Source organism: Candidatus Bathyarchaeota archaeon, from assembly GCA_023131225.1.
In the GTDB taxonomy this organism is placed as follows: Archaea; Thermoproteota; Bathyarchaeia; order Bathyarchaeales; family SOJC01; genus JAGLZW01.
The window spans coordinates 12,708-25,666 of sequence record JAGLZW010000037.1; the positions used below are offsets into that span (position 1 = coordinate 12,708).

Consider the following 12,959-nt stretch of genomic DNA (forward strand, 5'->3'; position numbering starts at 1 on the left):
AAGAGCCCTAAAGAATGAACGTTGAATGAGAGAATTCAGCATGGCTATAACAAAGAAAAAACGAAGGAAATCGGAGAAAGCTGAGACAACTGACGTAGAAGAATACTTAAAACCGTTGCCTGCTCCTCCTGAAGAACATGCTCACGAGTTGAAAATGGAGAAACGCCTAAAACGCTTGCTTGAGGAACAAGAGAAGAAGCTCTCAGATGAAGAGTTGCAGTTTTACTCAAGGCAGATAATGTTAGAAGAAGTAGGATATGAAGGGCAGCTGAAACTGAAGAGGGCAAAGGTCTGTGTAGTAGGACTAGGGGGTCTCGGCTCTACGATAGCCATCCAGTTAGCAGCCATGGGTGTAGGACATTTAAGACTTGTTGATCGAGATGTTGTTGAAGAATCTAATCTGCAAAGGCAGCATCTTTACGATTTTGATGTCATTGGCTTTCCAAAGGTAGAAGCGGCTGTGAGGAAGCTGGAGAGGTCGAATCCCTACGTGAGATTTGAACCGCTTCCTCTTTCCCTTAATGAACACAACGCGGATGAAGTATTAGGTGAGGTGGACGTAGTTGTTGACGGTCTAGATAATATGACCAGCCGATATGCTTTAAACAGAGCTTGCGTGAGACTCGAAATTCCCTACGTGTTTGGCTCTGCCATATCAACCTTTGGAAACGCGTCCACAATCATCCCACAAGAGACTGCATGCCTAGAATGTTTCTATGGAAACCTTGATGACAACAGCTTGCCATCATGCGCTACAGTCGGAGTGCATCCGTCAGTCATAGGCGTCGTAGCAAGCGTAGAAGTCGCTGAAACTGTTAAAATCCTCTTGGGAAGGTCGCCAAGTCTCAAAAATAAGCTTTTATACTGTGATATTGGCTTTATGTGCTTTGAGGAAATTGAGATTGCACGAGCTGAGAGCTGCCCAGTTTGCGGGTGTCAACCTAAAGCTAGCCCCTTACCCTTGAAGCATGTTCTGGTTGAAGAGAGCTGTGGAAGAAACAACAAGAGAGTTTTCGTTGTAGTCCCAAAAGAAAATTTAAACTTGAAAATGGAGAAATTAGTTGGTCTTTTGAAGCGAGAAGGGGCACAGCTAAATGTAGAAGCCAAATTGGGTGTAACCTTCACGGCAAAAAGCGGAGTTCTGGCAAGCATCCTCAAGAGTGGAATCATGATAACTACGGGAACGAACAGCAAAGAAGAGACATTAGACTTTTACAAAGAAATCGTGGTTGATGGAATGGAAACCCCTTGGGCTTGCATAAGATAGTGATCTTTAGTATTCGATGCCTTTCCTAGGTGGCACTCCCTTTCTGAAAGGATGTTTAATCTCCTTCATTTCTGTAACCAGATCAGCCATCTCAATAATTTCTGGATGGGCATGTCGTCCCGTTAAAACCAGCTCTACATGCTTAGGTTTATTCTTAACCAGCTCGATAACATCGCCTATTTTTATCAGTTTCAAGTTAAGTGCCACATTGATTTCGTCTAGTATTACGATGTCGTACTCGCCGCTGACAACAACTTTTTTGGCTAATTCAAAAGCTTCTCTTGCACACCCTACGTCAACCTTTTCTGGGGGTTTTTTTGTTATGAATTTTCCGCGGCCAAAGGCTTTTAACTTCAAGTTTGCAAGTTGCTTGACGGCGTAAAGTTCGCCGTAGTCGAAGCCGCCTTTAATGAATTGTATTACATAGACTTTTAACCCTCGACCGATGGCTCTGAGGGCTAGGCCGAACGCGGCGGAAGTTTTTCCTTTTCCGTTGCCTGTGTAAACTTGCACTAAACCGAGTTCTAACTGTTGTTTTTTCATCTGGTTATTTGTCCTTATTGGGGTTTTTAAGCTGTTCAACTAGCGCTTTTTCTGCTGCGGTGAGCGGGTCGATTTTCTTTGCTAGGATTTTTGAGATTAACACGTCTAGTTCGCCGCTCCTTCTCAGTGTCTCTATAATGTATTCAGTGGTTTTCTGCCTTATCGCGTCTACAAGTTCTGTTTCCACTATTCTTTTCTGTCTCAGGTCGGCTTCGCCTTTCTCGAGGTATTCTCTGTGTTCATCCATCTTGTCTAAGAGTTGGACGGTCCCCTCGCCGGTAATGGCTATGGTTTTGATTATTGCTGGGGTCCATTTACCTTTTTTATTACCAAGTTCTAACATGGCTTGGATGACGGTAACTGCTTTGTTTGCGTTTTCGCGGTCAGCCTTGTTGATGACGAAAATGTCACCTATTTCCATGATGCCAGCTTTTATTGCTTGAATTTCGTCACCAAAGCCTGGAGTTAGAACCACAACAACCGTCTGGGCTACTTTAATGATGTCTACTTCTGACTGTCCGGCTCCGGCAGTTTCCACGATAATTACATTTTTGCCAGCTGCGTCCAGGACGCGAACAGCATCTTTTGTGGCTTTAGACAAGGCTCCAGGGTTATTTCGTGTTGCCATGCTTCGGATGAAAACTCCTTTGTCAGTGCTAAGATCTTGCATGCGTATGCGGTCGCCTAAGAACGCTCCGCCAGAAAATGGGCTGGTGGGGTCAACAGCCACTACTCCTACAGTTTTACCTCGCTGCCTCAGTTCCCTGACTAGTTTCTCAATTAAAGTGCTTTTTCCCGCTCCGCCTGGTCCTGTTATCCCGATTATTCGTGCTTTCCCAGTGTGGGGATAAAGCAGTGATATGATTTTTTTGGCTTCCAGGGTGTTATTTTCTATGAGTGTTATTACTCGGGCTACAGTTCTGCGGTCTCCTTTCAGTACTGCGTCGACAAGCTGTTGAGCGTCGATCAATTCTTATCAACGGCTTTTCTCTACACTTTTTTTGACAAAATTTACTATGGTTTCTGTTGGTGTGCCAGGTCCAAAGGTTTCTTTTATTCCTAGCTGCTTAAGAGACGAAACATCTTCTTCTGGGATTATACCACCAGCAAATACAATGACATCATGTAGTCCCTTTTGCTTGATGAGTTCCATTATTCTAGGGAAAAGTGTCATGTGAGCGCCTGACAGTATGCTAAGTCCTAGAATGTCAACATCTTCTTGTAAAACTGTCTCCACTATTTGTTCGGGTGTTTGTCTCAGCCCTGTGTAGATGACTTCCATTCCAGCGTCTCTTAAAGCCCTCGCCACAATTTTTGCGCCTCTATCGTGGCTATCCAACCCTGGCTTTGCTACAAGAACTCGGATTTTTCTATCTTGCAATGTCTAAATGCCTCCTCCTAAACAACTATCAATTCCTTATATTCTCCATACACTTTTCGAAGGACACCACATATTTCACCTATCGTCGCATAAGCTTTTACAGCTTCAATTATTATAGGCATCAAGTTTTGGTCTTTGTCTGCCGCATCATGAAGTTTGCCTAAGGCTTGTTCTACTTTAGCATTATTGCGTTCGCGCCGAAGCTTTTGAAGTGTCGCCACTTGTTGTTCTTCAACTCCAGGGTCGATGCGTAGGAGTTCGATGGGGCATTCAGGTTCTTCGATGAAATATTCGTTCACGCCAACCAACGTTCTCTCATTGCTGTCAATTTCACGTTGGTACTTATAGGCGCTATCAGCGATTTCTTTTTGGAAGAATCCTCTTTCGATGGCTTCGTAGACGCCACCCATGTTGTCGATTTTTTCAATGTATTCCCTGGCTTTTTCTTCCATCTGATTTGTTAATGTTTCCACGTAATAGCTTCCTCCAACTGGGTCTATCGTATTTGGGACACCACTTTCGCATGCAATTATCTGTTGTGTGCGCAGGGCTATACGAACAGCTTCGTCGGTGGGAAGGCATAACGCTTCGTCGTGACTATTTGTGTGCAAGCTTTGTGTCCCCCCAAGTATTGCAGCAAGCGATTGGATTGTGACGCGGATTATGTTGTTGAGCGGCTGATTAGCTGTTAATGTACAGCCAGATGTTTGGACATGCATGCGCATCCACATGGAGCGTGGCTTTTGGGCGTGGAATCTGTTCTTCATAAGTTTCGCCCAGAGTCTACGTGCCGCTCGGAATTTAGCTATTTCTTCGAAAAGATCGTTGTGGCTGGCGAAGAAGAAGCTTAAGCGTGGGGCGAAGTTGTCTACTTTGAGTCCTCTTTCAATGGCTGCTTCTACATAGGCGATGCCGTCGTAAAGTGTGAAGGCTAGTTCTTGAATGGCGTTTGAGCCTGCTTCGCGGATGTGGTAGCCACTTATGCTTATAGGGTTCCATTTTGGCAGATTTTTAGTGCAGTATTCAACTATATCTATGACAAGTTTGACTGATGGCCTTGGAGGAAATATGCAGAGTTTTTGAGCGAAGAATTCTTTGAGAAGGTCGTTTTGTGTCGTGCCTCCAAGCATTGTGCGTGGAACGCCTTGTTTGTCTCCTATGGCGACATACATTGCCAACAGTATGGCTGCAGGGCCGTTTATGGTCATGCTGGTTGTTACTTTGTCAAGAGGAATTCCGTCAAAGAGAATTTCAAAATCTTTGAGCGATGCAACTGCGACACCGCATCTGCCTACTTCGCCTTCTGACATCGAATGGTCAGAGTCGTAGCCCATGATACTAGGGTAGTCGAAGGCGATACTGAGACCCGTTTCCCCTTCATGAAGAAGATATTTGAACCGTCTATTCGTTTGCTCTGCAGTGCCAAAACCGCTGAACTGGCGCATTGTCCATAAGCGGCCTCGATACATTGTGGCATGTACGCCGCGGGTGAAGGGGTATTCTCCTGGGAATCCTATGTCTTGAATGTAGTCGACGCTATTGGTGTCCGTCGGGGTGTAGAGTCGTTCTATTGGGATTTCTGAGGTGTTGTAAAATTCTTTTTTTCTTTCCGGATGGCGTTTTAGCCAATTCGAAGCTGTGGTTTTTTCCCATTGTTCTTGTTGTTTAGTAAGTTTGTTATGTTCCTTGGGTTCTTGAGAGGTCAATGTTTATGGTGCTCCTTTGGAGAGTTGAGATAGATAGAGTTGTTAGATAGCCTAAAAAGTTATCTTCTTCGATGGTTTTGCATCTCGATTATTTATGTTTCTGTAGCCTATGATTGCATTCTTTCTGTTGTATTCAGAATAATATGATCAAGTCTTTGAGAGAGTATGCTTGTCGCTTTTGGGTCGAGTTGTCCAACGTAGCCTTCAAATGTGTGGGCGGGATTTTCAGCTCTTGATTTTCAGAGGGTCTTTTAATAATGATGCGAGTGTATTAGGCAAGCTATAAATAGAGATTGATGTGAAAATTAAAGCTCTCATATGTGTGGTGTTGTTATTGGGAAAGCTTGACAAACCTGTCCTTGAACTGTTGCGAAGCTCTCCAGGGCCTTTAACTTTGGCTGAAATCGCTGAGAAACTCAGCAAACCAGAAAAAACCGTCTATAGAACTCTGAAGAGGCTCTTCGAAAAAAACCAAATAAACACCAAGGGCCGCCAATACACAATTGCAAAAGAATGAGTCTAGCTTAACATAAAATCAAAACGACTAATGCGATTTTAGAAATCTATAATGTGTTTGTACAGATATTGCGTGTGCATATAGTATTGTTATCGGATTTATGATGGAATTGCTTGTAGGAAAACTCTTGCACAATCCATGCATATATACGTGCAAAAACATAAGAAGGAGAACACGCATCAGAAGAAAAGAAACAGTTGGTAAGAGATTTAAATAATGGTCTATTGCACCAAGAATGGTGGCTCGATTGTTATTTATTTGCCTTGCCTGTCTGTATGAAAATGCTATGCTTAGCTGGAAGTTTGCATCATGAAGCCTTTGCCCAAAAAAATTGATTTTCTTGCCACTGAAGAAAAGTGGCAACGTAAGTGGGAAGAATGGGGTATCTATCACTTTGACTGGAACGATTTTTCTAAACCTACTTTCAGCATCGATACTCCTCCGCCCTACCCAAGCGGCGAATTTCACATGGGTAATGTTCTTGACTGGACTTATTTCGATATCATTGCCCGCTACAAACGCATGCAAGGCTATAATGTCTACTTCCCCCAAGGCTGGGACTGCCATGGCTTGCAGATTGAGAGAAGAGCTGAAAAAGAATATGGAGTCAGAAAGTCTGATACTACAACGGCTGAATTTATCAACCTCTGCAAAAAATTCGTGGATAAATACATTAGCATCATGAAAACCGCCATAAAACAGCTGGGCTGCAGCAACGACTGGACAGTTGAATACAAAACCATGAACCCTGACTACTGGCGCCGCACCCAACTAAGCTTCATAATGCTCTACAAGAAAGGCTACATCTACCAGGGCACTCACCCAGTAAACTGGTGTCCCAGCTGCGAAACAGCCATAGCGGACGCCGAAGTAAACTACGAAACACGCCAAGGCGCTCTCTACCACATCAAATTTCCACTAGAAAAAAGCGGCTACCTAACTATTGCCACCACACGTCCCGAACTTATACCAGCCTGCGTCACCGTCGCCGTTAACCCAAAAGATGAACGCTACAAAAAGTATGTAGGCAAAAGCATTCACATTCCAACTGCAAACCGCACCGTTAAAATAATTACTGACAACATGGTGGACCAGGAATTTGGCACTGGCGTAGTCATGATTTGTACTTATGGCGACAAAGCAGACGTGAAAACTGTAGCTAAACACCGGCTCCTTTCTGTCACAGTTCTAACCAAAGACGGGAAAATGAATAAAAACGCAGGTAAATATGAAGGCTTAACGATCCAAGAAGTCAAAAAAGCCATTGCAGAAGACCTCAAGCAACAAGGGTTGCTGATTAAAATTGAGCCTATTCAACAAGAAGTCGGCTTATGTGACCGTTGTGATACTCCAATCGAAATATTAGAAACAAAGCAGTGGTTTATGAAAACCCGCCAGCTGACAGAGCAAGTGGAAAAAACAGCGAACGCACTAAAATGGTATCCAAACTACATGAAAACCCGCCTTATCGACTGGGCAAAATCCCTTGATTGGGACTGGGTCATCAGCCGCCAACGAGTCTTTGGCACTCCAATTCCCATATGGTACTGCAAGAAATGTGGCGAAATAATATTGGCAGAGGAGAGTTGGCCACCGATAGATCCGAAACAAGAAAATCCAAGAATCAAGGGATGCTCAAAATGTGGTCACGAAAAATTCGTTGCTGAAAGAGACGTCTTTGATACTTGGATGGATTCTTCCATAACTTGTGCTGTGCATGCAGGATGGCCCGACAAGTCAGAAGAGGAGTGGCGTAGACTTTTTCCTGCAGATCTTCACCCTTCAGGAACAGACATCATCCGTACCTGGGCCTACTACCTTATGGTACGTCACCTCGCGCTTTTCAACGAAACACCTTACAAGGCCTGTCTCATTAATGGCATGGTTCTTGGCGATGATGGGCGTAAGATGAGTAAAAGTCTTGGCAACTACATTACCGCTCATGAAGTCTTCAAGAAGTATGGTGCAGATACAAGTAGGCAGTGGGCGGCAGGCGGCGGTACTACAGGCTCAGACATACCTTTCCGCTGGCCAGACGTAGAGTATGCATGGCGTTTTCTCATAAAACTATGGAATGCCTCCCGATTCGCTGGTCTGCTGTTGAAAGACTATGAACTGGCAAAAACTCCAGAGCTAACTCTTCTGGATAAGTGGGTTATAGCTAGAATGAATCGAGCAACGCTGAGGGTTACTGAGGCCTTGGAAAAGTGTCAATTTAACATAGCCATTGAAGAAATTAGAAATTTCGCTTGGCGTGACCTCTGTGATAATTATATTGAAGCGGCGAAGCATAGACTCTACAAAGGCGACGTGTATGGCCAAGAGAAACGTGAAGCCGCCCAATACGCACTTTATACTACTCTTTATCGTCTTCTTCAAATATTCGCCCCAATCGCTCCCCACATTACGGAGGAAATCTATCAAACGATGTTCGCTGAAAGTGTAAAACAAAAAAGCATACACTTGTCACCGTGGCCACAAGTGGAAGAGGCGAAGATTGACGAGGAAGCTATTGAGAAAGGTGACTTACTTGTTGCGGTGATTGGTGAAATCAGGCGAGAGAAAGCAAGAAAGAGGATGCCGTTGAACGCTTCGATTGAAGAGTTAACGATCTACGGAGGAACTAAAGAAAATGCTAAAACGTTGGCCGAGTCTTCTGAGGACATCGAAGGTACTTGCAAGATTGAAAAGATAAACATACTACCACGAGAGGGCGAAGGTGTGGAGGTTGAAGGTCACCTTGAGATACGGTTCGTTGGCTTATAGGGCTTGGCTTTTCTTAGATTTCCACCAATGACTTTTCGTAGTCTAAGACAACGTATTTTTTACCTTTTTGGAGCACTTTATGACCTTCGCTTTCTAGAAACTTTCTTTGTGCTTCTACCCCACCAGGATATTTTGGATTTATGACCCCACCTGTTTTTAGGATGCGCCAATAAGGCGTAACGTCTTTCCCACCCTTCTCTTTTTCTTCCTCAGCGGCGTTGGCTGCAATCCAAGCAAAGATACCTGTAGTTAAAGGACATCCGATTGTTGCATTATGCTTTTTAGCAAGGGCAATGCGAATTTCGTTTAAGGTTATAAGATTTCCTTTAGGCACTTTTTTCATCATCTCGTCAACTTCTATAGGTGCAGGGATGACTACTGTTCCCGTACCCCACCTTTTGCTCATTTTATCAGTGATTTTTTCCACTTTTGGCAGATCTTTGCTGTCTTTCAACTTTTCAGACCAGCTTTTTGGCAAAGTCTACTCCTCGGTTTATTGTTCGATCGCTGTGCTAATAAGCGTTGGTAAAATCGGAGTGGCCAAGAAATCATGTGCTACGTTTAGACTTTTCTCGACAATATTTGGAATCAAGTAGCGCGCGTCAAGAGGAATATTGTTTACGGAGTTAGGTTCGTATCTTTGTTTAAATTTTTAGAATAAACCTCAAAGCCTGGTTTATTTTATCTGGAGTCTCCTTTGATGAGGTCTTTTAACACTTCTTTCACAGGCATCTCAAAAAGCTCTCGCAGACGATTCAACAATTCTGTTCCATTTTGGGTTATCGAATAGTATTTAATGCGACGTCTACCCCTTTGTGTCCACTCGCCAGCTATGAAACCTCTTTCTTCTAACTCATATAAGAGAGGATATATTATTCCCGGATGGAAGTTTTGTCCAGTTAATCTCTTCATCTCCTTAACAAGTCCGTAGCCGGACATGGGTTTCTGGCTTATAAGCCATAGAATAACGACTCTGCTGAAGCCCCTCAAAGTGGCTCTAATTAAGTCTCTTTCCGCCTCAGTCATAAAGTAGACACCTCAAATAGGGTTCATTTTGATTATATCCAACATTCTTATTAACTCCTTTCCACATAACACCTGCAAAAGGTTGATATATCAAAATTCAAACTATTATTATGGAGTTGGGTCTCCGTGGTTAACATCATCAATGCGTTTCTAACTGGCCTCGAGAGACCGCTCGTACTTTGGCTTTTGTCTCGTGGACCTATGCACGGATATGAAATTATTAAGGAGTTTAAGAGATTAACGGGGCAGAAATTGAAGCCAAGTAGCGTGTATCCCCTTCTCCACTGGTTAGAGGACGAGGGTTTTCTCGTCAGTGAATGGATTAAAAAAGGTAAACGCAACCTAAGGCGTTATCGCTTAACCGCGAAAGGAGAAAATCTTCTTTTGAAAGTGCGCAACTTTTTCAACAAGCCAATTAGAAATGTAATCGCTGACTTGTTAAGTGAACAAAAAGGAAAATGAGTCTACAAGCCAAGTATTTTTCCCACCAACACATAAGCCCCTACTACAGTTATTATTATAACTCCAAATTTTCTTGCTGTTTTCTGTAGGCTGACAACATTTTCTGTCGTTGGATTTTTAGTCGTAATTAGGTAACGCTTGGCAATTGGTATGAAAAACGGGAGCGGTAAGAAAAACAGAAGAAAATAGTTGAAAGGCAATAAGCCAAAAGCCGCGTAGATGAAAGGCAAGAGCCCAGTTATGAAAGATAAAAATCCTATAGTAATAATGCCTTTCTTTCTTCCATACTTAACAACGAAAGTTTGAACTCCCATCTTATGATCTGCTTCATAGTCTCCAAGTGCTTGCAAGATGTGGCCGCTAGAGTGAGCTAACATAAACGGTATTGCACCCGCCAGAATGAGCAGGATGTTGACATTCGATTTGGAAGATGCGCCTACTCCCATTAAAAACGGAAGCAGACCAGCACCTACGCCTGAAACGACGAAATCCATAACCGGCACACTTTTCAGACGAAAAGGCGGGACAGAATAGGCAATCCAAAGGGTAAAATAAACAAGGAACAATGATATAAGAACCCTGTCAACTAAAAATATTGAGAATAAACATAAAATAATCAGTGAAAAAGAAAGAATTAACGCTGTTCGTGGCGCTATCTTTCCAGAGGCAACAGGGAGATTAGATTTTACTACGTTCCCCTGATCCTCCTCTCTGTCGAAATATTGATTCAAAATAAAGATGCTGGCTGTAGCAAATGAGAAAGCAAACAAGACAATAACAATGCGTTCAGGGGGAGGTAAACCTAGGAAAATGCTCCCAAACCCCAAACAAAAAATCCACCCAAGCCAGCTCTCGATTCTGGCAACTTTGAGGTACTCCTTAAGAATCTTAGTTCCCTCCTGTGCGGCTTCACTTCTTTTCGTGAACCAACATAGGGCTCCGGGCTTCATACGTTATTAAGTAAACTACAGTCGTGATGTGTTCTCGACTTCCAAAACTAAGTTTCACGTCCAAGATTTTAGCACCCTTATTCTGAAGGCTTTTTAATATTCTGTTTATTGACGTGGTATCCTTTTCTGTGTCAAATCTGCCCGTGCTAAAGGAGCTAACTAATTGGACAAAAACAGGCATTCTTTCGCTCCCTATCCATATTTAAGCACTTGGACTGGGTCCATCTTTCGTGCTTTTTGTGCTGGATAACATCCGAAGAGAATGCTGACATGTACAACAGCGGAAGTTGGCTTTGCATCACTTCATTTGCCTCTTCAGGTCGCAGATGGACGCATTTCTTCGTAAAATGTGACCTCTCCAGTGTCTGTGTTTATCTGAAGCTTAGAAGATTTCGAGAAAGCAAAGAAATACGCCCGTTTGAATTGTAATTCTCCTTGTAATACCCAATTATTCTTCTCTTTATACACTGTCCTGAAAAGAATCCTCTCCACTCTAGAGTGTCTTTGTTTAATGAACTCCCTAGCTTTCGCTTCTACATGTGTGCGCTCTTTCTCTACTGTATCTGTAAAGGTTTTCATGGGTCATACCCCTTATCACCACAAGATAGATATATATCAAAACTTAAATGTTTTGCGAAATGGCATATTGGCGTTACATGTAATAGGGAAAAAGGAACGCGTGGTGGGATGGCGTGACTCATACATGGCATTCATTTGATCTCAAAGGGAAAAAACATGTTAAGTGAACAAGGAGTAAAAATTGTCCTAACAGCTTCAGCGACGGAAATGAGTGACTTCTTCAATAACCCGTTCATTGCCTTCGTAGGAGGGTTTTCGAAGGGACCAATACCATTATGGCTTACAAGAAAGCAGCTGTATCCACCAGTTAAGAAAAACCATAATGGCACTGCGAAATATGCGCCTTATGGACTTAGGAAGGTTGAGGGGATTCTTATAGAAAACGGATTCGACGAATCCGATATTGCTGTTGCTCATCCCAACAATCTTGGCTCCTTCGTTGGTCCAAATACAAAGGTTGTAGGCATATCAAGTATGGATCCTCTGGGAATGGGATACGTCAGTAAAACATATTCTTCACTAGTTGGCGGTGGGGAACCCATGAACGCGATAGAATTTAGAAACTTGATGAAGCATGAGAGCCTCCAAACACACAAACCAAAGGTTATAGTTGGTGGTGCTGGGGCGTGGCAGCTTGAATACAAAAACGTAATGAAATCTTATGGAATCGATTGTATCGTGATGGGAGAAAGCGAAACGGTAGTAGCCGAGCTTTTTGCCAAAGCTGTGAAAGGTGAAAGTCTTCCTCAAGTAGTTCATGTTAATGCAAGCCCAAAGGATGAGAGTATACCTACGATAAAGCATGCATCGATTCATGGGTGCGTTGAAATCTCAAGAGGCTGTGGTCGAAACTGTCAGTTTTGTACACCTACAATGCAGAAGAGAAGGAATTTCCGACTAGACAAAATTATGGAAGAAGTGAAAGTTAACATCAAAGAAGGAGCTGAGATGATAACTCTCAGCACCGAAGATGTTTTCCTATACGGTGCCAAGAACAACGGTTTTATTCCCAATAAGAAAGCAGTTTTGAAATTGCTTAGAAGCGTCGCCTCCCATCCAAGAGTTAAAGCTATCCAACCATCTCACATGTCGTTGGCACCAGTTGTTCACGATCCCGGCATGGTTGAGGAAGCATCGGAGATACTGATTGAACACAGCTGGTATAGCCACAGTGGGAAACCGATTGTAACGGCTGAGACGGGAATAGAAACTGGTAGCACTCGCCTTATCCAAAGATACATGGCAGGGAAACCACTTCCATTTAAACCTGAAGATTGGAAAGAACTTGTCTCTCAAGCCTTTGGAATTTTGAACGACAACAATTGGTATCCGCTTGCTACTTTAATAGTAGGTCTGCCGGACGAAATTGAAGACGACGTAATAACGACACTTGAATTGATTGATGACCTAAGCGAGTACAGGGCTTTTTTTGTCCCATTACTTTTTGTTCCTTTAGAAAGTTGTCTCTTGAGCAAACAACACGGCGCCGAATTGGATTCGCTTTCGAGAGCACGATGGGAGCTTCTCACAAAATGCTGGAAATACAATGTCCATGTTTGGCATTCATCCTTCCTTGAATGCCGAGTCCGCAACCCTTTGCTTTACAATTTCATTACGAAATTTCTACTTCCCTCAGTCGGGTTTCTCTCAGGGCTCTACTATGGAGCAAAACACGGAAAAATCGTTCAAGATTCGATCTGGGATATGGCTGGAGTTACATGAAGTATGCGGCTGAATCTAAACGGTCTGAAAGGATGCATGT

Annotated in this window: 13 protein-coding genes; 5 read left to right on the forward strand and 8 right to left on the reverse strand. The window is 43.2% G+C overall.

Annotated features, from left to right (window positions below):
* Nucleotides 1-40 precede the first annotated feature (40 nt).
* Nucleotides 41-1,267, forward strand: coding sequence for a HesA/MoeB/ThiF family protein (locus KAU88_09490; GenBank protein MCK4478739.1), 1,227 nt, complete (start codon nucleotides 41-43; stop codon nucleotides 1,265-1,267).
* 6 nt (nucleotides 1,268-1,273) lie between these two features.
* On the opposite strand, the gene cobO is transcribed toward KAU88_09490, so the two are convergent.
* From cobO to KAU88_09510, 4 genes are read right to left on the reverse strand one after another with little or no spacing between them, the layout of a single operon-like run.
* A complete protein-coding gene (gene cobO / locus KAU88_09495; protein MCK4478740.1) occupies nucleotides 1,274-1,810 on the reverse strand; it encodes a cob(I)yrinic acid a,c-diamide adenosyltransferase in 537 nt (178 codons plus the stop codon).
* A 4-nt stretch (nucleotides 1,811-1,814) separates the two neighbouring features.
* On the reverse strand, nucleotides 1,815-2,780 hold the full coding sequence (gene meaB, locus KAU88_09500; protein ID MCK4478741.1) for a methylmalonyl Co-A mutase-associated GTPase MeaB: 966 nt from the start codon (nucleotides 2,778-2,780) through the stop codon (nucleotides 1,815-1,817).
* A gap of 6 nt (nucleotides 2,781-2,786) precedes the next feature.
* Nucleotides 2,787-3,191 carry a cobalamin B12-binding domain-containing protein gene (locus tag KAU88_09505; protein MCK4478742.1) on the reverse strand — a complete coding sequence of 135 codons (405 nt, stop codon included), beginning with the start codon at nucleotides 3,189-3,191 and terminating at the stop codon, nucleotides 2,787-2,789.
* Between the two features lie 17 nt (nucleotides 3,192-3,208).
* Nucleotides 3,209-4,897: a methylmalonyl-CoA mutase family protein gene (locus KAU88_09510; protein ID MCK4478743.1), complete on the reverse strand. Its 1,689-nt coding sequence runs from the start codon at nucleotides 4,895-4,897 to the stop codon at nucleotides 3,209-3,211.
* Between the two features lie 334 nt (nucleotides 4,898-5,231).
* Here KAU88_09510 and KAU88_09515 point away from each other — a divergent pair, with 334 nt between their 5' ends.
* A complete protein-coding gene (locus KAU88_09515; protein ID MCK4478744.1) occupies nucleotides 5,232-5,414 on the forward strand; it encodes an HTH domain-containing protein in 183 nt (60 codons plus the stop codon).
* Nucleotides 5,415-5,732: 318 nt separating this feature from the next.
* Nucleotides 5,733-8,180 (forward strand): valine--tRNA ligase, encoded by a 2,448-nt coding sequence (locus tag KAU88_09520; GenBank protein ID MCK4478745.1) that lies wholly within the window; start codon nucleotides 5,733-5,735, stop codon nucleotides 8,178-8,180.
* 13 nt (nucleotides 8,181-8,193) lie between these two features.
* Here the strand turns inward: KAU88_09520 and KAU88_09525 are convergent, their stop codons facing one another.
* On the reverse strand, nucleotides 8,194-8,586 hold the full coding sequence (locus KAU88_09525) for an MGMT family protein (protein ID MCK4478746.1): 393 nt from the start codon (nucleotides 8,584-8,586) through the stop codon (nucleotides 8,194-8,196).
* A gap of 275 nt (nucleotides 8,587-8,861) precedes the next feature.
* Nucleotides 8,862-9,206: a PadR family transcriptional regulator gene (locus KAU88_09530; protein MCK4478747.1), complete on the reverse strand. Its 345-nt coding sequence runs from the start codon at nucleotides 9,204-9,206 to the stop codon at nucleotides 8,862-8,864.
* Between the two features lie 126 nt (nucleotides 9,207-9,332).
* Here KAU88_09530 and KAU88_09535 point away from each other — a divergent pair, with 126 nt between their 5' ends.
* Entirely contained in the window at nucleotides 9,333-9,668 is a 336-nt protein-coding gene (locus KAU88_09535) for a PadR family transcriptional regulator (GenBank protein ID MCK4478748.1), read from the forward strand.
* A 2-nt stretch (nucleotides 9,669-9,670) separates the two neighbouring features.
* Here the strand turns inward: KAU88_09535 and KAU88_09540 are convergent, their stop codons facing one another.
* Together KAU88_09540 and KAU88_09545 are read right to left on the reverse strand one after the other, a co-directional pair.
* Entirely contained in the window at nucleotides 9,671-10,495 is an 825-nt protein-coding gene (locus tag KAU88_09540) for a UbiA prenyltransferase family protein (GenBank protein MCK4478749.1), read from the reverse strand.
* Between the two features lie 82 nt (nucleotides 10,496-10,577).
* Nucleotides 10,578-10,799 (reverse strand): hypothetical protein, encoded by a 222-nt coding sequence (locus tag KAU88_09545; GenBank protein ID MCK4478750.1) that lies wholly within the window; start codon nucleotides 10,797-10,799, stop codon nucleotides 10,578-10,580.
* A 554-nt stretch (nucleotides 10,800-11,353) separates the two neighbouring features.
* On the opposite strand from KAU88_09545, the gene KAU88_09550 reads away from it, so the two are divergent.
* Nucleotides 11,354-12,919, forward strand: a complete 1,566-nt coding sequence (locus tag KAU88_09550) for a B12-binding domain-containing radical SAM protein (GenBank protein MCK4478751.1) — start codon at nucleotides 11,354-11,356, stop codon at nucleotides 12,917-12,919.
* Nucleotides 12,920-12,959: the final 40 nt, after the last annotated feature.

Coding starts and splice junctions, on each gene's coding strand:
- KAU88_09545 (MCK4478750.1), bottom strand. CDS start 10,799: ATGCCTGTTTTTGTCCAATTAGTTAGCTCCTTTAGCACGGGCAGATTT.
- KAU88_09490 (MCK4478739.1), top strand. CDS start 41: ATGGCTATAACAAAGAAAAAACGAAGGAAATCGGAGAAAGCTGAGACA.
- cobO (MCK4478740.1), bottom strand. CDS start 1,810: ATGAAAAAACAACAGTTAGAACTCGGTTTAGTGCAAGTTTACACAGGC.
- KAU88_09530 (MCK4478747.1), bottom strand. CDS start 9,206: ATGACTGAGGCGGAAAGAGACTTAATTAGAGCCACTTTGAGGGGCTTC.
- KAU88_09550 (MCK4478751.1), top strand. CDS start 11,354: ATGTTAAGTGAACAAGGAGTAAAAATTGTCCTAACAGCTTCAGCGACG.
- KAU88_09525 (MCK4478746.1), bottom strand. CDS start 8,586: ATGAGCAAAAGGTGGGGTACGGGAACAGTAGTCATCCCTGCACCTATA.